Below are 21618 nucleotides of genomic sequence, written 5' to 3'. Positions count from 1 at the left end.
GTCGTGCGCCGATCGGGTTTTCACGTCAGCGGGGGCGGAACGGCCTTCGCGGGACATGCGAAAAGGGCCTGCATCCTTGGGATGCAGGCCCTTTTCGATGAATCAGACGTCGAACCCGTCGAATCCGTCGCCGTGCAGTGCCTCGTTCATGGAAGCGTCCGCGTAACCGCGGCAGTAGTCCCAGGTGACGTAGGCCTCGGGCGTCGGGTCGTAGGCGGGCTCGTGCGGTCGCACCGTGCCGTCCACCAGTAGCTGGAGGAGGTTGGCGCGCAACATGTCCCAGTCGTGGTAGTGATCCTGCCGGCAGTCCTCACAGCTGACCACGAGACCGCGGATGCCGCGGTGGGCCAGCAGCGCCTCGTAGACCGCGAGGTCGGCGAGATCCTCTTCGACCGCTAGGCGCTCGTGAGGATCCAGCGGCTCCCCCGGCTCGATGGCATCGAGCGCGGCCGACGGGTCGGAGGGGTCTCCGGCGAATGGATCCGGCGGCAAGCCAGGTGGTAGATGGTCACGCACAGTCCCACGGTACGCAGAACCACCCCATGTGCGCCAGCGCTGAAGGGGATTTGCCCTCACTTCGCTGGTGGTGCGGCGCACAGTGCGCTCTCGGTGTGGCGCGCGTGTTGTCCTGGGCAGGCACAGTGGTTGTCCTGGGCAGGTGTGGTGATGTCGTGGCAGCCGACACAGTAATGGCACGGCCGGCAAACCGCAGCGGTTGTGGCCGTCGATACCGCGCTGTCAGGCCCACGGGCGGGGTGCGACCTGGAATTGTCGAGCCGATACCATGGTTGACCAAAGGCCGGGTAGCAAACGCCGGCATTGCCATTCATCCATGCATCCGCCGGTGCCCGGTCCGGTGGATGTTGCCGAGGTCCAGGAGGGGTCGATCCGAATGAGCAGTCCCGTGACGGGCGAACGAAACACTGGCCGCCCCCATACGGGCGGCGACGATCCCGACAAGATCGCCATGCTCGGTCTCACCTTCGACGACGTGCTGTTGTTGCCCGCGGCGTCGGATCTGATTCCGAGTTCGGTCGACACCTCGAGCAAGCTGACGCGTGAGATCTCGCTGCGCACCCCGCTGGTGAGTTCGGCCATGGACACCGTCACCGAGGCGCGCATGGCCATCGCCATGGCGCGCGCGGGCGGTATGGGCGTGCTGCATCGCAATCTGTCGGTGGAGGCGCAGGCCGCGCAGGCCGAGACGGTGAAGCGGTCCGAGGCGGGCATGGTGACCGATCCGGTGACCTGTCGCCCCGATGACACGCTGGCCGAGGTCGACGCCATGTGCGCCCGCTTCCGCATTTCCGGTCTGCCGGTGGTGGACGAGCGCGGCATGCTGGTCGGCATCATCACCAACCGCGATATGCGGTTCGAGGTCGATCAGGACCGCAAGGTCGCCGAGGTGATGACCAAGGCGCCGCTGATCACCGCTCAGGAGGGCGTCACCGCCGAGGCCGCGCTGGGCCTGCTGCGCCGCCACAAGATCGAGAAGCTCCCGATCGTGGACGGCAGCGGCAAGCTGCGCGGCCTGATCACCGTGAAGGACTTCGTCAAGACCGAGCAGTACCCGAACGCCACCAAGGACCGTGACGGCCGCCTGCTGGTCGGCGCCGCGGTCGGTGTCGGCGAGGACGCCTGGGTCCGGGCCATGACGCTGGCCGAGGTCGGCGTGGACGTGCTGGTGGTCGACACCGCGCACGGTCACCAGTCGGGCGTGCTGCAGATGGTCTCCAAGGTCAAGGCCGAGGTCGGCGACCGGGTGCAGATCGTCGGCGGCAATGTCGCCACCCGCGCCGGCGCCCTGGCGCTGGTCGAGGCGGGCGTGGACGCGGTGAAGGTGGGTGTGGGCCCCGGCTCCATCTGCACCACCCGCGTGGTCGCCGGTGTCGGCGCGCCGCAGATCACCGCGATCCTGGAGGCCGTGGCGGCGTGCAAGCCGCACGGTGTGCCGGTCATCGCCGACGGTGGTGTGCAGTACTCCGGTGACATCGCCAAGGCCATCGCGGCCGGCGCCTCGACCGTCATGCTCGGTTCGCTGCTGGCCGGTACCGCCGAGTCGCCCGGTGATCTGATCCTGGTGGGCGGCAAGCAGTTCAAGAGCTACCGCGGTATGGGTTCGCTGGGCGCCATGCAGGGTCGCGGCGAGGCCAAGTCGTACTCCAAGGACCGCTACTTCCAGGACGACGTGCTCTCGGAGAAGAAGCTGGTGCCCGAGGGCATCGAGGGCCGGGTGCCGTTCCGCGGCCCGCTGGATCAGGTCATCCACCAGCTGGTGGGCGGTCTGCGCGCGGCCATGGGCTACACCGGTTCGCAGAGCATCACCGATCTGCAGGCGGCGCAGTTCGTGCAGATCACGGCGGCGGGCCTGAAGGAGTCGCACCCGCACGACATCACCATGACCGTCGAGGCTCCCAACTACACCACCCGTTCGTAGCCGGACATAACCGGTTCGCGCATGTCGCGGACCGGTTTTGTCATGTCCGGCAGACGAACACAGAGAGGAATGACTGAGATGCGCGATATGGTCGAGATCGGCATGGGCCGGACCGCCCGGCGCACCTACGAACTGGACGATATCGACATCGTTCCGTCCCGTCGGACCCGCTCGTCCAAGCAGGTGTCGCTGTCCTGGCAGCTGGACGCCTACCGCTTCGAGATCCCGTTCCTGGCGCATCCCACCGACGCGCTGGTGTCGCCGGAGTTCGCCATCGAGCTGGGTAAGGCCGGCGGTCTGGGCGTCATCAATGGTGAGGGCCTGTGGGCCCGGCACGCCGATGTGGCCGCCAAGATCCAGCAGCTGACCGAGGTCGGCGAGAAGGAGGGCACGGAGGCCGCGGTAGCGCTGCTGCAGCAGCTGCACGCCGCCCCGATGCAGCCCGATCTGCTGGCCGCCGCGGTCGCACAGGTGCGCGCGGCCGGTGTCACCACCGCGGTGCGGGTGAGCCCGCAGAACGCGCGGGCGCTGACCCCGGCGCTGGTGCAGGCGGGCATCGACCTGCTGGTGGTGCACGGCACCATCATCTCGGCCGAGCACGTGGGCGACGGTGAGCCGTTGAACATGAAGACCTTCATCGCCGAGCTGGATGTGCCGGTGGTGGCGGGCGGCGTGTCCGATCACCGCACCGCGCTGCACCTGATGCGCACCGGCGCGGCGGGCGTCATCGTCGGCTACGGCTCCATGCAGGGCGCCACCACCACGGGTGAGGTGCTTGGCATCGGGGTGCCGATGGCCACCGCCATCGCCGACGCCGCGGCCGCGCGTCGCGACTACCTGGACGAGACCGGCGGGCGCTACGTGCACGTCATCGCCGACGGCGAGACGCTGACCTCGGGCCACATCGCCAAGGCGATCGCCTGTGGCGCGGACGCGGTCATGCTGGGCGTGCCGCTGGCCATGGCCCGGGAGACCCCGGGCAACGGCTGGTACTGGCCGTCGGCCGCCGCGCACCCGTCGGTGCCGCGTGGCGCGGTGCTGCCGTACGCCGTCGAAGAGGAGCGCGTCCCGCTGGACCAGGTCCTCTACGGCCCCTCCAACGACCCGTTCGGTTCGCTGAATCTGGTTGGCGGCCTGCGTCGTTCGATGGCGAAGACCGGCTACAGCGACCTCAAGGAATTCCAAAAGGTCGGGTTGAACGTCCGCGCCTGAGCGGAGACGCTGTCCTCGCGCCCTTGTGCATTCACCCGAATGTGCAAGGGCGCGAACTGTATCCGGCGTCCGCGCTACCGGTTGACTTCGGCCGCTGTCGAAGTCTTGGATCGATTGCTTCGTTCGCAAAGGTGACAACTGATTTCGTACCGACCCGGGTATCTCGCCGGGTACGTCCACAATCGTTTCTACGGCTCCCAAGCCGCGCGTTGAAGGCGCGGAGCTGCGGGTATGCCGCGGAGGAATTCTCGGACCGCGGTGTTGACGGCCACGGGGTGGGTCATGTTCACCGTTTGCCGGGCGCCTTCGATTTCGAGATAGTGGGCATTGGGGAGGCGGTCGGCGAGTTCGCGGGCGTGGGAGCGGGGAACGCCGGAGCGGGTGGGGTGGATGACCAAAGTGGGGCAGGTGATTTCGGATAGTCGGTCCAGGACCGAGTCGCGGCCCAGCAGGGCGCCCGCGGCCACCTCGGTGGCAGTGGGGTCGCGGGCGAGCCAGCGCTTCACCCAGACGGCGCGGTACCAGTCGTCGTCGCCGATGAGCCAGCGGGCGAGGTATTCGGCGAGGGCGGGGCGGGGCCCGTCCTCATACCATTTGTCGAGGAACCTACGGGCGTTGGCGAGTTCGGCCGGGGTGGGTTCGTGCGCCTCGCTGGAGAGCAGGACGAGGGCGGTGACGCGGCCGGGGGCCAACAGCGCCGTGCGCAGGGCGATGAAGCCGCCCTGCGAAATGCCGCCCACCACGGCGCGTTCCGCGCCGAGTTGATCCAGTACGGTCAGCGCGTCCCGGGCGGAGGTCCAGTACGTGAACGGCAGCCCCTCGTCGCGAGTGCGGCCGTGCCCGCGCGCATCCCAGGTCACGATCCGGAACTCGGGTGTCAGCGCCGCCTGTTGCGATGCGAACATCGTTCGGTCCATGAGGAATTCGTGCCCCAACAGCACCACCGGGCCTCCGCCCCCGCTGTCCTCGTAGTGGATCTCGGCATCGATCGCACGGGCGAATGGCACGAGGTAGAGGATAGCCAGCACCGGTGACAATCCGGCGAGCTTTCCTGCGCACCGCGACGCTCGGTGCCACGGGTCGGCCGTGTCCCGGCGCGACTGGCCGAGATTCGTCAGGAATGGGCCGGAAGTCCCTATCGGTGACCCACCCGACGCGAATACCGTCCCGATGCCACCACTTCCGGGCCGGGCGAGCCGCCGCTTCCGAAGCTGCGGCGCACCTCGGCCCGGGGTGGAGGTCCATCCCGCCTCCCCGAGACTGCCGCTCCGCCTCCCCGCGCGGCGGGCAGCTCAGTGCCGTTGACTGCGACGCAGCCGTGCCGGCGGTTGGGTGCCGAACCGAATTTGGACGTACCCGGTGAGTTGCCCGCTTCTCGCAAGATCAGTTGTCACCTACCGATCCGTGGGTAAACCCAGCGGATACCAAAGGCTGGGGAGGCGTGGTCAATGTGATGTGTATCGCTCACTAGACTGTGGCCGTGGCAGAAACCCAGCGACCAGTCCTTGTCGTCGACTTCGGCGCGCAGTATGCGCAGTTGATCGCGCGCCGGGTGCGCGAAGCGAGTGTGTATTCCGAGGTGGTTCCGCACACGATCACCGTGGAGGAGATCGCGGAGAAGAACCCCCTCGCGGTGATTCTCTCCGGCGGGCCGAGCAGTGTGTACGCCGAGGGCGCGCCGCAGCTGGACGCGCGGCTGTTCGATCTGGAGTTGCCGGTCTTCGGTATCTGCTACGGATTCCAGGCCATGGCGCAGGCGCTCGGCGGGACGGTGGCGCACACCGGGACTCGCGAGTACGGCCGCACCGAGCTGAGCGTGGACGGCGGCATCCTGCACGGCGGCCTGCCGACCCGGCAGCCGGTGTGGATGAGCCACGGCGATGCCGTCACCGATGCCCCCGCCGGGTTCGAGGTGACCGCGACCTCCGCGGGCGCACCGGTCGCCGCGTTCGAGGATCGGGCGCGCAAGCTGGCAGGTGTGCAGTACCACCCGGAGGTGCTGCACTCGCCGCACGGTCAGCAGGTGCTGAGCCGGTTCCTGCACGAGATCGCCGAGATTCCGGGCGCGTGGACGCCCGCCAATATCGCCGACGCGCTGATCGCCCAGGTGCGCGAGCAGGTCGGGGACGGGCACGCCATCTGCGGTCTGTCCGGCGGCGTGGACTCCGCGGTGGCGGCGGCGCTGGTGCAGCGGGCCATCGGTGATCGCCTCACCTGTGTGTTCGTCGATCACGGTCTGCTGCGCGCGGGTGAGCGTGAGCAGGTGCAGCGTGATTTCGTCGCCGCGACCGGGGCCAAGCTGGTCACCGTCGACGCGGTGGAGAAGTTCCTGGGTGAGCTGAAGGGCATCACCGATCCGGAGGAGAAGCGCAAGATCATCGGCCGGGAGTTCATCCGGTCGTTCGAGGACGCGGTCTCCGAGGTGGTCGGCGAGCAGGGCGAGACCAAGGTCGAGTTCCTGGTGCAGGGCACGCTGTACCCCGACGTCGTGGAGTCCGGCGGCGGTGCGGGCACCGCGAACATCAAGAGCCACCACAATGTCGGCGGTCTGCCCGACGATCTGGAGTTCGCGCTCGTCGAGCCGCTGCGGCTGCTGTTCAAGGACGAGGTGCGCGCGGTCGGCCGCGAGCTGGGCCTGCCGGAGGAAATCGTTGCGCGCCAGCCGTTCCCGGGTCCGGGTCTGGCCATCCGCATCATCGGCGAGGTGACCCACGACCGGCTGGAGCTGCTGCGCCAGGCGGATGCCATTGCGCGCGAGGAGCTTACGGCCGCCGGTCTGGACAAGTCGATCTGGCAGTGCCCGGTGGTGTTGCTGGCCGATGTCCGCAGCGTCGGCGTGCAGGGCGATGGCCGCACCTACGGCCACCCGATCGTGCTGCGCCCGGTCTCCAGCGAGGACGCCATGACGGCCGACTGGACCCGCCTGCCGTACGAGGTGCTGGAGCGCATCTCCACCCGCATCACCAATGAGGTGGCGGAGGTCAACCGCGTGGTGCTCGACGTGACAAGCAAGCCGCCGGGGACCATCGAATGGGAGTGAGTGTCTCCCACTGACACGCGAAGGCCCCGCACCCGGAAGGGTGCGGGGCCTTCGGCCTTCTCGGAAGGGCAGTTCCTTGAAGGAACGTGCGCTACCCCGGCGAGGGGAAGGGGCAGCGCAGTCGGCTCGCTAGTCCCGGTTCTTCCTTGGGGTGAGAACCAGGACGATGCCGACGACAATGGCGGCGATCACCACGATCCAGCCCAGGGACAGGCCGCCGGAGACGGGCCAGAAGTGGGGGCCGACGAAGGCCCACACGCTCACGCCCAGGCCCAGCAGGCCGGCCAGCAGGAGTCCGAACGAGGGACGACGGTTCTTGTTCTGTTTCTCAGCCACGGTTCACCTCCGCATTTCCCATCTGCACATCGACGGTCAGGTTCAGGACGGGACCCGTCGCCGGGCCGGACATTCCGCTCAGGCAATTCGAATCGCCCATGCGGACAGTGCATGTCGTATTGACGCGCAGGTTGGGCGGCAGCACCACGCGGGCGTCGCCCATGCGCACCTTCACCGCGACGTCGCGGTCCTCGGTCAGCTGCAGCCTGCTCAGGTCGAGGGTGCCCGAACCCATGCTGACGTGGTACTCGGGCAGGAGCTCGGAAGCCGATGCGGCGGACCACCGGTGGTCGCCCATCGCGCCCTGATCGAATTCGATGGGACCCACCAGCGAGGCCAGGATGACGAATCCGGCCAGCGGGGCGAGCAGCACCATGAGGCCGTGGCCGCGGCGCAGGAACGCGCCGATGATCAGACCGAGCGCGATCACCGCGAGGGCCGCGGACCCGATCCGGGCCGGGGTCATCCAGTCCACGCCCGAGGCGGCCACGGAACCCGCTGCGGCGGCGGCCAGGATCGCGAGGCCGATGGTGACCGCGGTCAGCCGGGAGCGCGGCCGGCGCGGGGACACCTGCACGGCGGTCTGCTGTAGCGGCATGCCCGGCTCGGGGAGCGCCCAGGCCAGCGGGGCCACGCCGAGTGGATCCCAGCCGGGCGGGGTGGGCCCGAAGTCGGGGGAGATCGGCGCGGGCCCGAATCCGGCCCGGGGGCGATCGATGGCCGACGGAATCTGGTGCAGTACACGGGGTTCGCCGATCTCGGGGAGGGCGGGCGTCTCGTTTCCGCCGGTATTCCCGTCGTCGGTCGGTGCGGCGGGGCTGTTCGGGGCAGCCGTGGCAGGGGCTCCGGGCTTGCTCATGTCGACCGGCGCCGCCGGAGCTGCGCTGCCCGGCTGCCCGGAATCAGCCGCCTGGCTCCCGGCGGCCGTGCCCTGATCCGGGGTCCCGGTCCGGGCGGCGTCGGTCGGCTTTCCGGAAGTGCCCGGACCCGAGGGAGATCCGGACTTCTGCATCACCACTGTGTCGGCCACGGAGGATGCCGGGGCGTAGCGCGTATCGAGCACCTCGGTTATCTCGACGTCCGGAAAATCTTGCGGGGCAGGCGATTCCGGGCGCAGGACGGCGGTGCCGGCGTCGGGCGGGTTGGCGCGGAGTACCGATGTGCCGGCATCGCCGCTCGGGGCGGGCTGCTGTTCCGTGCCCGGTTGCGACATGGGCTGGGCGGCAGCGGATTCCGGCGTGGGCGGCTGGTTCGGATCGGGCTCGTAGTGGTCCGGGAGGGTGGTGTACGGGCCGTAGGTCTGGAAGGTGACGGCGTTGGTGCCCGGGTAGCCGGTCCAGTACGGGTTGGTGGTGCCGGGGTAGCCGGTGTTGAGGAGGCTGTCGGCGGCCGTCTGGTCGAAATAGGCTGCGGGCGGCTGGGTTTGGCGCTGGTAGAGCAGCCACCAGCCGGCCAGCATGAGCGCGAAGCTGATGACGCCGGACCCGCCGAGCCCGACGCCGACGGGTCCCATCGTGCTCACGGCGATCCCCAACGCCACCATGAGCACGATGGTCCGGGACGAGTTCTGCGAGGACTGGCCGCGGCCGAACAGCGATTCCGCCGGCGAGGACTGGTCGCCCGCCTGCGGGAGCAGCAGCCAGCCGAGCAGGTAGAGCACGATGCCCGCGCCGCCGAACAGCGCCGACACCACGAACGCCACCCGCACCAGGACGGGGTCCACGTTGTAGCGGCGGCCGAAGCCGACGGCCACGCCCGCGAGCGGTCCGTCCTTCGGGAAGCGCATCGGCCGGGTGTGCCACAGATCGTGAAGCTGATCGGAGAAGCCGGTACGCCCGGCGCTCTTGGACCAGTCGCTCGTTCTCGTCATGGCTTCCATCGTGCTGTTCGGCGTTGTCCGGGCGCATCGGGGATCACCCTGAATGGGTACCTGAACTTCGGTCCGGAGCCGTGCCTTACCGGCGGCGATGGGGCTGCCGCGACAGCCGCCGGTACCCGTGCGCCCTGCATTGTTCTGCCCGCGATCCTGCCCAAATCTGCGGCACGCAGCGCGGGCCGTTGTCGATGATCAGCGGCGAATCTCCATGATCACTGCGGGTTTCCTGGGAGTCGGCTGTGGGGATCGGCGATGGGAAGTCCGGTTGTCAGCTCGCCTGCTGCTCCTCCGCGCCCGAGTCCCAGCGGCGAGCCGCGCGGCGCAGTGCGCGCGCATCGGAATACCCGAGACGGTGGGCCAGCGACGACTTGGTGGTGGTCTCGGCGGCCTGCCGGGCCACCGTCTGCCGGGCGAGGTCCAGTTCGCGTCGCCAGGTTGTGCCGGATTCGGCCAGATGGCGTTGCAGGGTTCGCGGGCTCACGGTCAGGCATCGCGCGACGGCGCTCAGTGAGACGTCGTCCCCACCGAGCATCTCCCGCAGCGCCCGCTGCACCTGCTCCGGCCAGGAGAGCTCGTCGAGCAGCGGGGCCGACAGCGACTCCGCGTGCCCACGCACGATTTCCGCGAGTACCGGATCGGCGGTGCGCAGCGGCAACGCCAGGTCGCAGGTCCGCAGCGTCACGCTGTCGAAGGGGGCGCCGAAGTCGATGGCCGCGGTACCGAAGGCGTCGACGAAGGCGCCCATGGACCCAGGTGGCTTCTGCCGCAAGGTGATTCGGGTCGGCGTGATCGATGCCCCGCTGGCGTGCCGGATGCGAGCCAGCGTGCTGGCGTAGGCGGCCTGGATGGTCAGATCGGCGCCGCGCCCCTCGCCGTCGATCATCTCCAGCACCATGGTGTGCTCGCTGTCGCTCGAGTCCGGAGCCGACCGATAGTGGTGATTGGTGGTGGCCATCAGCGCGCTGCTGCGCCGCACCGCGGCGAGCCCTTGGGCGACGGTGGCGGCCGTGCTGAACAGGTAGTCGAAGATGCCGAATCGGCCGATCCGGTACGTCGTGGCGATCCGCAATCCGACTTCCGGTGCATCCTGGCGGAATTCGGCGTTCTCCCACAGCCGCAGGTAGGCGCTGCTGGACACCATGCCGTGCTCGGTGGTCAGCACCGACTGCGGCAGGCCGGCGTCACGCAGCAGCATGCGCGTGTCGACTCCTTCGCCCGCCGTGTTCAGTACGCATCGGGCCAATACTGCGCTGTAGGCGGGCACCGAATCGAACACATGGTCATCGTAAGCGCTGACCGGAATCCGACGCCCGGGTCACGCTCTCCGCGAAATCACTGGTGGATCGCCTTCCCTGCGGCGGCCGGTCGTGGATGACGCATTCGGTTCCCTGCCTGACATGAACGGTCCTTCTGCGAGTCGCCCCGGGTCGGCAACGCTGAGGCGGTGTCAGAGACTACGACCGGGGAACCGCGTCGGCTGGTGGTGGGAATCAGCGGAGCGACCGGAATCGCCTATGGCATCCGGGCCTTGGAACTTGCGCGCAAGGCCGGGGTGCAGACCCATCTGGTGGTGACCCCCGCTGGGCAGCAGACCCGGGCCTACGAAACCGAGTTCAGCGCAAAGGATCTCGCGGCCATGGCCGACGTGGTCTACCGTCCCGCCGACATCGGGGCGGCCATCGCATCGGGTTCGTTCCGGACAGCGGGGATGCTGGTGGCGCCGTGCTCGATTCGCACGCTGTCGGCCATCGCCTACAGCAACGGTGACAACCTGCTCACCCGCGCGGCGGACGTGACCCTCAAGGAACGGCGCCGGCTGGTGCTGATGGTGCGCGAAACCCCGCTGACACTGGGCCATCTGCGCGCGATGACCGCGGTCACCGAATCCGGCGGCATCGTGATGCCGCCGGTGCCCGCCTTCTATCTGCGCCCGGACAGCATCGACGAACTGGTCGACCACACCGTCGGCCGGGCGCTGGATCTGTTCGGCATCGATCTACCGGATATGCCCCGCTGGGGCGAGTGACACCTTCTCGAAGGAATCATCGTGAAACATCTGAAGAGCCTGCGCGAATTTCTCTCCGAGCTGGAGCGGATCGGCGAGCTGCAGACCATCGATCACGAGGTCGACTGGGATCTGGAGATCGGTGCGGTCACCCGGCGTTCCTACGATCTGCGCGCTCCCGCACCGCTTTTCACCAACGTCACCGGATACGGCGATACCGGGTTCCGGGTGCTGGGCGCCCCCGGTGCGTTCAGCAGCGCCGAACATCAGCTGGCGCGCATCACGATGGCGCTCGGGCTACCCGCCGAGGCGAAGGGCCAGGAGCTGATGGAGGCGCTGGTCGAGGCCCGCAACAAGCCGGGTATTCCGCCGGTGGAGGTGCCCAGGGAGGGCGCTCCGTGCAAGCAGAACATCCTGCTCGGCGACGACGTCGACCTGACGATTTTCCCGACGCCGCGCATTCACGGCACCGATGGCGGTCGCTACATCGAGACCTGGGGCATCAATATAGCCCGCACCCCGGACGGGTCGTGGACGAACTGGTCGGTCAACCGCATGATGATCCACGACCGCAAGAGCCTGGCTTGTCTGATCGCTCCAGTGCAGCATCTGGGCATCGTCCGCTCGAAGTGGGCCGAGATCGGCAAGCCGATGCCGATTGTGCTGGCGCTGGGCGTGGAGCCGGGACTGCCGTTCGTCGGCGGAATGCCGTTGCCGGAGGGCGTATCCGAGTGCGACTTCATCGGCGGCTATTTCGGCGAGGGCATCGAGGTGGTGCCGGCCGAGACGGTCGATCTGCTGGTGCCCGCGACCGCGGAGATCGTGATCGAAGGCTTCGTGTCGATCGACGAAACCGTCATGGAGGGCCCGTTCAACGAATTCCCGGGCTACAACGCCACTGCCGCCTCTCCGAAGGCGCGTTTCGATGTCACCGCGATCACCTATCGCGACGGTGCCATCCTGCCGGTGGTCGCCGCGGGCCCGCCGGTCGAGGAAGACCACACCTGCACCGCGACCATGCACGGCGCGGAACTGCTCTACCAACTGCGTCAGGCCGGGTTGCCGATCTCCTCGGCCTGGCACACCCCCGAAGCCGCCATGCACTGGCTGACCCTGTCGGTGCGCCAGGACTGGCACCGGACTCTCGGGATCTCCTCGGCCGAATTGGTACAGCGGGTCGCCGATGTGGCGTTCACCGGCAAGGCATCGGTCAACGCACCCAAGATCCTGCTGGTCGAGGACGATGTCGACATCACCAACCTCGACGAGGTGGTGTGGGCGTTCGCGACCCGGTCGCACCCCGACGTGGAGCGCGGTGAATTCCATTTCCCGCACAAACTCAGCGACGATCTGCCGGTGTACCTCGACGACGAGGAGAAGCACACCTTCATGGCGGGCAAGGTGGTCTACAACTGCCTGCTCGCCGACCTCTACCCGGAGGGCAAGCGCCCGGTGAAGGGCAGTTTCGAAAACGGTTGGCCCGCAGAGATTCAGCAGCGCGTGCTGTCGAACTGGCAGAAATACGGCTACCGCTGATCCGTATTCCGAGAAACGAAGGAGAACAATGATGAGCAATCCCGAAACCACCCACGCCACCGGCCGGATCACCGTCCACAAGTACGAGCCGGCGGCCTACGAGGAGCCGGCCGAGGGCCCGGTGCTGACCCGGATCCACGTCGAGGAGAGCTTCAGCGGCGACATCTCCGGTGAGGGCGTGGTGGAGTTCCTGCAGTCCGCCAATGCGGACGGCACCGCCAGCTTCGTCGGCATCGAGCGGGTCACCGGCACCATCGCCGGCCGGGCGGGCACCTTCCTGCTGCAGGACCAGGGCAGTATCGCCGACAATATCGTCAGCGGTGAGTGGTTCGTGGTACCCGAGTCGGGCACCGGCAAGCTGGCCGGCTTGCGGGGTACCGGCGGCTTCAAGGCCAACCTCGGTGAGAACGCCGAGATCTGGCTCGACTACTGGTTCGAGTAGAAGGCACGGGACACGCATGTCTGAATCACTGGCCGGCAGAACGGCCCTGGTGACCGGGGCGGCCACCGGTATCGGCACGGCCATCGCCCGCGCCCTTGCGGCCGCGGGCGCCCAGGTGGTGATCAATCACCCGCACACCCCCGATCTCGCCAAAGCCGCTGTCGCCGAGATCGAATCGGCCGGCGGTCGCGCGATCGAGATCGCGGCGGATGTGACGAATGCGGACGAGTACCGGGCGATGGTTGAGCAGTTGCTTTCCGCCTTCGGTCGCTGGGACATCCTGGTGAACAATGCGGCGGTGGCCATCACCAAGCCGTTCGACCAGGTCACCTCCGAAGAGTTCGATCGCAGTTTCGCGGTGAACGTCAAGGGCGTGTTCCACGGTCTGCAGCTGGCCTGGGATCACCTGGCCGACGGCGGGCGCATCATCACGATCTCGAGTTCGACGACCGGATTGATGTTGCCCGGCTACGCGGTCTACGACGCCACCAAGGGCGCGGTCGAACAGTTCACCCACATCCTGTCCAAGGATTTCGGCAAACGCGGGATCAGCATCAATACCGTCAGCCCCGGCGCGACGGAGACCGAGACCTACCGGATCGGCAAGAGCGAACAGTTCCTCGCCGGGCTGGAAGCGTTGAGCGCCTTCGGCAGGCTCGGCCGGCCCGACGAAATCGCCGCCGTGGTCGCGTTTCTCGCCTCCGACGCGGGTGGCTGGGTGACCGCCCAGAACATCCGCGTCAACGGCGGCACGGTCTGAGTACTGCCGCCGCATTCAGGTGAGTGGGTGGCCTCGTCAGTCTTCGCGGTCGGCGAGGTCGCCTTTCCCGCAGGCAGCGGCGGGCTCGACCGCCCGAAGAGTTGACCGACATTCGAAAGGCCAACGGCCCGTTCGATTTCGGGCCGTTGACCGTCGACGATGCGGTCATGCGGAGGTGGCGATCTTCCAGAGGTGGCCGTCGGGGTCGGCGATGTAGCCGAAGTAGCCACCCCATTGGGCGGCGGTGGCGGGCTTGACGATTGCGCCGCCGGAGGAGATGGCGGTGTCGATCACTGCGTCGACTTCTTCGGTGGTGTCGACGATGTGGTGGAAGGAGACGCCGCGGAAGCCGCTACCGTCCGGGGAGACTCCGGCGTCGCCGGCGGCGTGGGCCACCGGGTAGATGCCGAGGGCGGAACCGCCGTCGAGTTCGAACGAGGCGAAGTTCGGGAAATCCTGGCCGAGCTTCGCGCCGAGGGCGACGTAGAACTTCTTGGAACGCTCCATGTCGTCGACTGCCAGCATGATGGTGGTGACCTGCAGAGCCATTGTCTTCTCTTTCCTGCCGTTGTTCGCGGGTTCACTCTCTCGACCGGCCGCGTCGGCAGTATGTGACAGATAGTGGCATGGATCACATCAACGGGATTCGGGTGATCGGCCGAGTGAACTGCCTCCGGCGCGAAAGCTGTTACGCGCCTGCATCATTCACAGACGACTGTCACCGGACGCCGATCGTCCTCGCATCTTCGGGTGATCGGCTCGAGCCGACGGCGCGCCGGGCTGCGGCGGCCCAGGATGATCGTAGGAGAGCAGTTGTCCACTCCACTCGTGTCCCGCAGCGGCTAGCTCGAGTCTCAAAGCTCTGCCCTCAGGTGGGATCCGCTGTTTGTTTTCAGGCGGTTTCGCGATACACCGCGATCACGGGAATCTTCCGGGTCGTCTTGACCCGGTATTCGGCGAACACCGGCATGAGCTCGACCATGCGGTCATAGAGCTCGTCGGCTTCCGGCCCGGTGACGAATTCGGCCTTGCCCGTGTACGTTTCGTCACCGACCTCCACCGTGAGACGGGGATCGGCACGCAGGTTGTGGTACCAGGCGGGATGCTTGTCCGCGCCGCCGTTGGACGCGATGAGAACGATGCGCTCAGCGTCGGGGACGTAGACGAGCGGATTGGTGATCGCCCGGCCGGATTTCGCCCCGGTCGTGGTGATCAGCGCCATATTGGTCCGCCCCTCGAACGTCCCGCCGACCTTCCCGCCGTTGGCCCGAAACTCCTCGATCACAGACTCGTTGAATGCGTTCATAACCTCTGTCCTGTTCCAGATCTGCTGCTGCCAACCGAGCGGGCCGGGGAGAAATTCCGCTTCGCCAGTGGGTGGAGCAGGGAGGCTGCGGTCCGGTCGGAGCTCGGAGCGGCCATCCGGTCCGATCGGGGCGCGATCGGCCGCGGGACCGGAGGACGACCCCGGGCCGCATCCGATTGCCGTTCAGGTCGGCGGCGCTTTCCTGTCCGGTCCGGACAGGACGGCGCCTCAGTGTGACGACAGATCTTAGTTGTCACAACTGCACCGTGCTGACATGGCACGTCACCCACATGTGCAGACCCTGGTTGGCACCGATTGCAGGTTGCAGTTGTCACTGGAAGCCCGTCTCGATTTCAGGCTCCGATGCGGAAGAAAGGTGGGCGGACAAGCAGGCGAACCGGCGTCTGCGATGGTCCGGAAGTCCAGAACCCCTGTGGGACTTTGGAACTCGATCGGCTTGCGAACCATCGGCCTGGGACGTGGTGAGTGACTTCCCCATCGCCACCCTCCCGGATTCCGTCGAGGCCACACCGCTCGAACGGCAACTCCCAGCCCCTGCTCGAATCTGAAACCTCTTCAACTGCTGAACGCCGTACTACTGACCCTGCAGCAGCGCGACCAGCTCTCGTTCGGAACCCAGGGGCTGTGCCCGGGTGTCGACCAGGGTTTGGCACGGGTTCGACGAAGCCGGTCCGATCGCACTCTTGAAGTTGTAAGCAACCGCTGGCAACAGAACAAGGAGTGCAGGGCAATGAACACCACAGGGGTTCCCGCGCTGAAGCTCGAAGCGGTAGTCATCCCGGTCACCGACGTGGACCGGTCGAAGAAGTTCTACGACGGCCTGGGTTGGCGCCTGGACGCCGACTTCGAATTCGACAATGGCTTCCGGGTCGTGCAGTTCACCCCACCGGGCTCGCCGACGTCGATCCAGTTCGGCACCAACATCACGACCGCGGAACCCGGCACGGCGCAAGGCCTGTACCTGGTGGTCTCCGACGTCCAGCAGGCCCGTGACGCGCTCGCGGCCCAAGGCGCGGAGATCAGCGAGGTCTTCCACCCCGGTGCCCCCGGAGCACAGTTCCAGCCCATGTCGGGCGACAGCCGCGTGGCGGGAGCGGCGGACGAACGGGCCAGCTACGGGTCCTTCGCGACCTTCACGGATCCGGACGGCAATGCCTTCCTGCTCCAAGAGGTCACCACCCGCATCCCGGGCCGCGTCGAGGCCACCGAGACGTCGTACGCCACCACCAGCGACCTGGTCGAGGCATTGAAACGCGCGGCTGCCGCCCACGGCGAGCACGAGGCCCGCAACGGCGGCGAGTACGACGCGGCCTGGCCCGAGTGGTACGCGACCTACATGGTCGCCGAGCACCACGGCGAGCAGCTGCCCGAATGACACACCACCACAACGAGATCCAGCAAGGAGAACGACGATGACCACCATCCGCATGCACGCGAACACGCGTGTGACGCCCGAAGAATTCGTGGCGGCCCTGACCGACTTCGGTCCGGAACGTTCGAAGCTGTTCGGCAACAGCGACAACGCCTACCTCGAGGTACACGCCCGGGATGACCACCACGCCGACGTCACCGAAGGATCCGGCGGGGTTTGGGAGCGGCTCTGGTACGACTGGAGCAACCCGCAGCACGTGGTGCTGACGACCACCGCGTCCAACGCGTGGGGCCGTGCCTCGGGTCACACCTACGACCTGGCCCGGCGGGCCAACGGCACGACCGATATCGACTACGTCGTGGTGCGCGAGGGTAAGAACCTTCGCGGCTGGTTCCTCGGAGCGGTGCTCGCCACCGTCGGCAGGAGCGTGCTGACCAAGGCGTTCCGCAACTCGGTGTCCGCGATCGAGGCCCGCAAGGAAGTGCGGTCATGACCGTCGACAAGGTGATCGTGACCGCAGTGGGCACGGATCTCGAGAACAACATCGCCCTCGTATCCGAGGAGAACGTCACGGCAGGTGCCGGCGAGGTCGTGGTCGAGGTCGAAGCCGCGCCCGTCAACGGAGCCGACGCACTGTTCGCCATGGGCTGGTTCGGGGTCTACCCCGACGTGCCCGCGGCGATGGGCGCCGAAGGCGTCGGCCGGGTCGTCGAGGCCGGGCCGGGCGTGGACCCGGCCCTGATCGGGCGGCGCGTGATCATGATCCCGACATTCCGGTTCGGCACGTGGGCCACCAAGACGGTCGTGCCGGCAACAAACGTGGTGCCGGTCCCCGAAGACGTGGACCCGCAGCAACTGGCGATGCTCGCCGTCAACCCGGCCACGGCCCACGTGCTGCTGCACGAGTACGTCGACCTGCGGCCCGGTGACTGGGTTGGTCTGGACTTGGCCAACTCGGCCGTCGCCCACTACCTCATCCCGCTGGCGAAGCGGGCCGGGCTGAACACACTGGCCGTTGTCCGCCGTGACGCGGTCGTCGACGAAGTGAAGGCGCTGGGGGCCGACATCGTCCTGGTCGACGGTGAGGATCTCCCTGTCCGGATGGACGCAGCGCTCGCGGGCGCACGCCTTCGGGTGCTCTTCGAGGGCACCGGTGACCCGGACCAGGTGGCCAGATTGGTGACGGCGGTGGTGGACGGAGGAACGGTCGTGGCGTTCGCGTCGGCGACGGGCCAGACCCCCGCGATCCCGCTCGGGGACCTGATCTACCGGGGTATCGCGTTGCGGTCGGTCTATATCGTCGGCTGGCTGCAGAAGGCGCCGAGCGAGAAGGTCCAGCGGATGTACGCCGAGCTCGCCGACTTGGTCGCCGAAGGAGTGATCGGCGCTGAGGTCACCGCGACCTACCCGCTCGACGAGTTTGCCAAGGCAATCCAGCACGCCCAGCAGACCGAGCGCAACGGCAAGGTCCTCATAGTCCCCGCGGCCCGGGCCTGAAAGCAGAGGATGAGGCAGATGACCACCACCCAGATCGCCGGGCAGTCGCAGATGACCGCCCGGATCCAGACCATCGACGCCGCGAACGGCGTTACCTACGCCTACCGCCGTTTCGGCAACACCGCGGCCGAACAGCCGCCGCTGGTGTTCCTGCAGCACTTCAGGGGCAACCTCGACAACTGGGACCCGATCCTGGTCGACAGCCTCGCCGAGCACCGCGAGGTCGTCCTGCTGGACAACACCGGGGTCGGCCTCTCCACCGGCACGGTCCCGGTGACGGTGACCGAGATGGCGCGCGACGCGATCGCGTTCCTGGACGCACTCGACCTCGACAAAGTCGACTTGCTCGGGTTCTCGCTCGGCGGCATGGTCGCCCAGGAGATCGCGCTCCTGCGCCCGCGCGTCGTGCGCCGGCTCGTACTGGCCGGCACCGGGCCTCGAGGCGGCCGCCAGATGCACGGCTGGACCTTCGACATCGAGCGCACCGCGAACCAGGCCGACAACGGCCTCGAGGATCTGCTGCACATCTTCTTCGGGGTCACCGAGAGCAGCCGCAGACTCGGAATCGACTACGTGCAGCGCATTTTCAGCCGGACCGAGAACGCCGACAGGCAGACCGGACCCGAAGTCGCGCGAGCCCAGTACGACGCGATCGTCGAGTGGGGAATCCCGGACCCGAGCCGCCTTGCCCGCCTCGCCGGTATCACACAGCCGACGCTCGTGGCCACCGGCGACAACGATCTGATGATCCCCACGGCGAACTCTCAGCTCCTCGTCGACCACCTGTCGAACGCGCGGTTGCGCATTTTCAGCGACGCGGCGCATGGGTTCCTCTTCCAGTACCCCAACCAGTTCGCGACGCTGGTCGACGAGTTCCTCGCCGGACCGGCCCAATAGAAGCCTGCGGTACAACGCGACGGCGGTGGCTAGTGTGGCGGAATGGCCGCACGGACCACCGCCTTTCGCGGTCGCACGGAGGAACGCCACCGCCTCGACGATGCCCTGCGCCGCGCGCGCACTGGTGAGAGCGGTGCACTGGTCCTGCGAGGCGAAGCCGGAATCGGCAAGACCACACTGCTGGAGTACCTCTCCGATCAGGCGACCGGTTGCCGAGTCGTCCAGGTGACCGGTGTCGAGTCGGAGCTCGAGCTGCCGTTCGCGGCCCTGCACCAACTGTGCTTGCCGATGTTCGACCTGATTGCCGCGCTGCCCGATCCCCAGTCCCACGCCCTCCGGGTGGTTTTCGGGCATGTGGCAGGCGATGCGCCCGACAAATTCGTCGTCGGACTGGCAGTCCTCGGACTGCTCTCGGAAGCGGCCACCAACCAGCCGGTCGTGTGCCTGGTCGACGACGCCCAATGGCTCGACGACGCATCGGTCCAGGTCCTCGGCTTCGTGGCCAGGCGGCTGGCAGCGGAGTCGGTGCTCATGGTGTTCGCGGTCCGCGAGCCCGCAGGCGAGCAACTGCTTGCGGGCATCCCGGTACTTGCCGTGCCCAGCCTCGACCATGACGAGGCGGTCGCGCTTCTGACGGCGATTCTCCCTGGACAGCTCGATCGCAGGGTCCGCGACCGGATCGTCGCCGAGACACACGGGAACCCCCTGGCACTGCTGGAACTGGCACAGCGCGGGAAGGCCGAGCTGATGGGCGGATTCGCGTTCCCTGCGATCGGGGCCGGCAACCTCCACGACCACTACGTGCGGCGCATCCGGGAGCTGCCCGACCCGACCCGCCTGCTTCTGCTGCTCGCTGCCGCGGAACCCACCGGAGACGCCACCGTGCTGTGGCGAGCCGCCCAGTCGCTGGGCCTGGGGTCGGCCGCCGCAGCGCCCGCGGAGGAGGCCCAGCTGTTCGAGGTCGGCGAACAAGTGCGGTTCAGCCACCCGCTGATACGTAGCGCTGCCTACAGTGCCGGCACACCGGAGCGACGTCGCGCGGTGAACGCCGCGCTGGCTGATGCTCTGGATGCCGAGGCCGAGCCCGAACGCCGGGTCTGGCACCTCGCCGCCGCGACCACCGGACCCGACGATGACGTCGCCGCCGCGCTGTACGACGCCGCCGAATGTGCCAGGGCGCGCGGCGGAGTCGCCGCGGCCGCGTCGTTCCTGCAGCGGGCCGCGGCGCTCACGGCCGATGCGCGACAACGCACCGAACGCACCCTGGAGGCCGCGCAGGCACACCTCGACGCGGGCCGCTACGACACGGCCCTCGGACTCGTCGCCGAAGCCGAGGCACACGCGGTAGACGACCTGCAACGCGCCCGCGCGGACCTGGTGCGTGGGCTCACCGGACGCGCGGCGAAATCGGGCAGCGACGCTCCGGTCGCGCTGGTACGGGCGGCTCGCCGGCTCGAGTCCCTCGACCCGAGCTTGGCCCGCGACACGTACCTGGACGCCTGGGGCGCCGCACTCGTCGCAGGGAGCCTGGCGCATCCGGACGGTGACCTGATGCTGGTCTCGCGAGCCGCCTGCTCGGCGCCGTCGTCGAGTTCTGCGAGCCCGATCGACTCGCTGGGCCCCGGACTGGCCACCCTGGTCACAGACGGAACGGCCGCCGCGGCACCCGCGCTCCGGCAGGCAGTGACGTCCTTCCTCGACGCCAACGTTTCCCTGGACGTCTTCCTGCGTCGCGGCGTGCTGGTGGCCAACGCGGCCCTGTCACTGTGGGACTTCGAGGCATGGGATACGGCCAGCAGCCGGCACGTGGCGCTGGCGCGCGAAGCCGGAGCGCTGGCGCCGCTGGCCAACGCGCTCAACGCCCATCGCGTGGTCGTGCTGTGGCGCGGAGACGTCGAGCACGCGCGCGACCTCGGTCTCGAGGAGCAACGGGTCAAAGAGGTGACCGGAACACAGAGAGCGTCGTACGGCGACCTGTTCCTGCTGGCCTACCAGGGAAACGCCGCCCAGGCCGCGCCGCTGATCGCGACCGTCGCAGCGGAGGCGACGGCTCGCGGCGAAGGGCTCGGTCTGCAGATCGCTGATCGCGCGACCGCCCTGCTCAACCTCGGGCTCGGCCACTACGACCTGGCGTTCGACGCCGCGGTCCGGGCAGCCGAAGGTAACCTCGGCCCCTTCACAGCGCAGGCGCTGCCAGATCTGGTGGAGGCTGCCGTTCGTAGCGGGGCCAAGGACGCCGCGATGAGAGCGCTGGACAGGTTGACCGCCTATGCGGCGGTTCCCGAATCAGACTGGGCGGCAGGGCTGCTGGCGCGCTCGCGAGCCCTGATCAGTGTCGGCGACGCGGCCGAACGTTCCTACACCGAAGCGGTCGAGCACCTCGGCCGCACACGCCTGCGGTTCGAGCTCGCACGGTCGCGACTGCTGTTCGGCGAGTGGTTGCGCCGGGAACGCCGACGCAGCGATGCACGCATCCACTTGAAGGCAGCCTTCGAGGAGTTCGTCGCGATGGGGGCCGACGGATTCGCCGAACGCACCCGGCACGAACTACTCGCCACCGGGGAGAAGGTTCGCAAGCGAACCTCCGACACGCTCAACGACCTGACCCCGCAGGAGGGCCAGATCGCCCGCATGGCGCGCGACGGCCGCACAAACCAGGAAATCGGCAGCGAGCTGTACATCAGTGCCCGCACCGTGGAATGGCACCTGCGCAAGGTCTTCGGCAAGCTCGGGATCAGCTCTCGACGCGAGTTGCGTGACGCGCTCCCGGACCGCGAGGTCGCGCGCGCCACCTGATCCCGACGCACATGCCCGCCGCGGGATCATCGCGGCATTGCGAAACCCGGGTGTTCACCGGGGGCGACACGGGCGCGAATACCGG

General features: G+C 68.1%; 19 protein-coding genes. 12 read left to right on the top strand and 7 right to left on the bottom strand.

Annotated features, from left to right (window positions below; translation table 11 throughout):
* Positions 1-102: 102 nt before the first annotated feature.
* Complete coding sequence (locus AB0L60_RS00725) at positions 103-516, bottom strand: DUF5319 domain-containing protein (RefSeq protein WP_029923780.1); 414 nt, start codon at positions 514-516, stop codon at positions 103-105.
* A 376-nt stretch (positions 517-892) separates the two neighbouring features.
* Between AB0L60_RS00725 and guaB the strand changes: the two genes are divergently transcribed.
* Positions 893-2437 carry an IMP dehydrogenase gene (gene guaB, locus AB0L60_RS00720; RefSeq protein WP_354830311.1) on the top strand — a complete coding sequence of 515 codons (1545 nt, stop codon included), beginning with the start codon at positions 893-895 and terminating at the stop codon, positions 2435-2437.
* 78 nt (positions 2438-2515) lie between these two features.
* Positions 2516-3649 (top strand): GuaB3 family IMP dehydrogenase-related protein, encoded by a 1134-nt coding sequence (locus AB0L60_RS00715; RefSeq protein WP_364606690.1) that lies wholly within the window; start codon positions 2516-2518, stop codon positions 3647-3649.
* A 188-nt stretch (positions 3650-3837) separates the two neighbouring features.
* Here the strand turns inward: AB0L60_RS00715 and AB0L60_RS00710 are convergent, their stop codons facing one another.
* Positions 3838-4656, bottom strand: a complete 819-nt coding sequence (locus tag AB0L60_RS00710; protein ID WP_364605364.1) for an alpha/beta hydrolase — start codon at positions 4654-4656, stop codon at positions 3838-3840.
* Between the two features lie 467 nt (positions 4657-5123).
* On the opposite strand from AB0L60_RS00710, the gene guaA reads away from it, so the two are divergent.
* The gene (gene guaA, locus AB0L60_RS00705) at positions 5124-6689 is read left to right on the top strand and encodes a glutamine-hydrolyzing GMP synthase (RefSeq protein ID WP_354830306.1); all 1566 of its coding nucleotides are present in this window, start codon (positions 5124-5126) and stop codon (positions 6687-6689) included.
* Positions 6690-6818: 129 nt separating this feature from the next.
* Here the strand turns inward: guaA and AB0L60_RS00700 are convergent, their stop codons facing one another.
* The 3 genes from AB0L60_RS00700 to AB0L60_RS00690 all read right to left on the bottom strand — a co-directional run bounded on the left by AB0L60_RS00700 (position 6819) and on the right by AB0L60_RS00690 (position 10177).
* The gene (locus tag AB0L60_RS00700) at positions 6819-7025 is read right to left on the bottom strand and encodes a hypothetical protein (RefSeq protein WP_364605361.1); all 207 of its coding nucleotides are present in this window, start codon (positions 7023-7025) and stop codon (positions 6819-6821) included.
* Positions 7018-8895: a PspC domain-containing protein gene (locus AB0L60_RS00695; protein WP_364605359.1), complete on the bottom strand. Its 1878-nt coding sequence runs from the start codon at positions 8893-8895 to the stop codon at positions 7018-7020. Before AB0L60_RS00695 ends, AB0L60_RS00700 begins: the two co-directional genes overlap by 8 nt.
* A 274-nt stretch (positions 8896-9169) precedes the next feature.
* Positions 9170-10177 (bottom strand): AraC family transcriptional regulator ligand-binding domain-containing protein, encoded by a 1008-nt coding sequence (locus tag AB0L60_RS00690; protein ID WP_364605357.1) that lies wholly within the window; start codon positions 10175-10177, stop codon positions 9170-9172.
* Between the two features lie 168 nt (positions 10178-10345).
* On the opposite strand from AB0L60_RS00690, the gene AB0L60_RS00685 reads away from it, so the two are divergent.
* From AB0L60_RS00685 to AB0L60_RS00670, 4 genes are read left to right on the top strand one after another with little or no spacing between them, the layout of a single operon-like run.
* A complete protein-coding gene (locus tag AB0L60_RS00685; RefSeq protein WP_364605355.1) occupies positions 10346-10927 on the top strand; it encodes a UbiX family flavin prenyltransferase in 582 nt (193 codons plus the stop codon).
* Positions 10928-10948: 21 nt separating this feature from the next.
* Complete coding sequence (locus tag AB0L60_RS00680; protein ID WP_364605353.1) at positions 10949-12442, top strand: UbiD family decarboxylase; 1494 nt, start codon at positions 10949-10951, stop codon at positions 12440-12442.
* Between the two features lie 31 nt (positions 12443-12473).
* Positions 12474-12884: a DUF3224 domain-containing protein gene (locus tag AB0L60_RS00675; RefSeq protein ID WP_364605351.1), complete on the top strand. Its 411-nt coding sequence runs from the start codon at positions 12474-12476 to the stop codon at positions 12882-12884.
* A gap of 16 nt (positions 12885-12900) precedes the next feature.
* Positions 12901-13644 carry an SDR family oxidoreductase gene (locus tag AB0L60_RS00670; RefSeq protein WP_364605349.1) on the top strand — a complete coding sequence of 248 codons (744 nt, stop codon included), beginning with the start codon at positions 12901-12903 and terminating at the stop codon, positions 13642-13644.
* Between the two features lie 165 nt (positions 13645-13809).
* Here the strand turns inward: AB0L60_RS00670 and AB0L60_RS00665 are convergent, their stop codons facing one another.
* Together AB0L60_RS00665 and AB0L60_RS00660 are read right to left on the bottom strand one after the other, a co-directional pair.
* Complete coding sequence (locus AB0L60_RS00665) at positions 13810-14193, bottom strand: VOC family protein (protein WP_364605347.1); 384 nt, start codon at positions 14191-14193, stop codon at positions 13810-13812.
* A gap of 343 nt (positions 14194-14536) precedes the next feature.
* Positions 14537-14950 carry a nitroreductase/quinone reductase family protein gene (locus AB0L60_RS00660; RefSeq protein WP_364605345.1) on the bottom strand — a complete coding sequence of 138 codons (414 nt, stop codon included), beginning with the start codon at positions 14948-14950 and terminating at the stop codon, positions 14537-14539.
* Positions 14951-15701: 751 nt separating this feature from the next.
* On the opposite strand from AB0L60_RS00660, the gene AB0L60_RS00655 reads away from it, so the two are divergent.
* The 5 genes from AB0L60_RS00655 to AB0L60_RS00635 are packed head-to-tail and all read left to right on the top strand — an operon-like array spanning position 15702 to position 21533.
* Entirely contained in the window at positions 15702-16346 is a 645-nt protein-coding gene (locus tag AB0L60_RS00655) for a VOC family protein (RefSeq protein ID WP_364605343.1), read from the top strand.
* Positions 16347-16383: 37 nt separating this feature from the next.
* Entirely contained in the window at positions 16384-16836 is a 453-nt protein-coding gene (locus AB0L60_RS00650; protein WP_364605341.1) for a hypothetical protein, read from the top strand.
* Entirely contained in the window at positions 16833-17840 is a 1008-nt protein-coding gene (locus AB0L60_RS00645) for a zinc-dependent alcohol dehydrogenase family protein (protein WP_364605339.1), read from the top strand. The genes AB0L60_RS00650 and AB0L60_RS00645 overlap by 4 nt, the downstream gene beginning before the upstream one ends.
* A gap of 18 nt (positions 17841-17858) precedes the next feature.
* Positions 17859-18737 (top strand): alpha/beta hydrolase, encoded by an 879-nt coding sequence (locus AB0L60_RS00640; protein WP_364605337.1) that lies wholly within the window; start codon positions 17859-17861, stop codon positions 18735-18737.
* A gap of 42 nt (positions 18738-18779) precedes the next feature.
* Complete coding sequence (locus AB0L60_RS00635; protein WP_364605335.1) at positions 18780-21533, top strand: AAA family ATPase; 2754 nt, start codon at positions 18780-18782, stop codon at positions 21531-21533.
* Positions 21534-21618 lie beyond the last annotated feature (85 nt).

This window comes from Nocardia sp. NPDC051981 (genome assembly GCF_040680715.1).
Classification (GTDB): domain Bacteria; phylum Actinomycetota; class Actinomycetes; order Mycobacteriales; family Mycobacteriaceae; genus Nocardia.
This window is presented reverse-complemented; position numbering and strand designations above follow the sequence as displayed.

Bases quoted from the DNA above. Each gene is read 5' to 3' on its own strand.
- AB0L60_RS00660 (WP_364605345.1), bottom strand. From the start codon at position 14,950: ATGAACGCATTCAACGAGTCTGTGATCGAGGAGTTTCGGGCCAACGGC.
- guaB (WP_354830311.1), top strand. From the start codon at position 893: ATGAGCAGTCCCGTGACGGGCGAACGAAACACTGGCCGCCCCCATACG.
- AB0L60_RS00675 (WP_364605351.1), top strand. From the start codon at position 12,474: ATGAGCAATCCCGAAACCACCCACGCCACCGGCCGGATCACCGTCCAC.
- AB0L60_RS00655 (WP_364605343.1), top strand. From the start codon at position 15,702: ATGAACACCACAGGGGTTCCCGCGCTGAAGCTCGAAGCGGTAGTCATC.
- AB0L60_RS00695 (WP_364605359.1), bottom strand. From the start codon at position 8,895: ATGACGAGAACGAGCGACTGGTCCAAGAGCGCCGGGCGTACCGGCTTC.
- AB0L60_RS00640 (WP_364605337.1), top strand. From the start codon at position 17,859: ATGACCACCACCCAGATCGCCGGGCAGTCGCAGATGACCGCCCGGATC.
- AB0L60_RS00665 (WP_364605347.1), bottom strand. From the start codon at position 14,193: ATGGCTCTGCAGGTCACCACCATCATGCTGGCAGTCGACGACATGGAG.
- AB0L60_RS00650 (WP_364605341.1), top strand. From the start codon at position 16,384: ATGACCACCATCCGCATGCACGCGAACACGCGTGTGACGCCCGAAGAA.
- AB0L60_RS00715 (WP_364606690.1), top strand. From the start codon at position 2,516: ATGCGCGATATGGTCGAGATCGGCATGGGCCGGACCGCCCGGCGCACC.
- AB0L60_RS00635 (WP_364605335.1), top strand. From the start codon at position 18,780: ATGGCCGCACGGACCACCGCCTTTCGCGGTCGCACGGAGGAACGCCAC.
- AB0L60_RS00645 (WP_364605339.1), top strand. From the start codon at position 16,833: ATGACCGTCGACAAGGTGATCGTGACCGCAGTGGGCACGGATCTCGAG.
- AB0L60_RS00670 (WP_364605349.1), top strand. From the start codon at position 12,901: ATGTCTGAATCACTGGCCGGCAGAACGGCCCTGGTGACCGGGGCGGCC.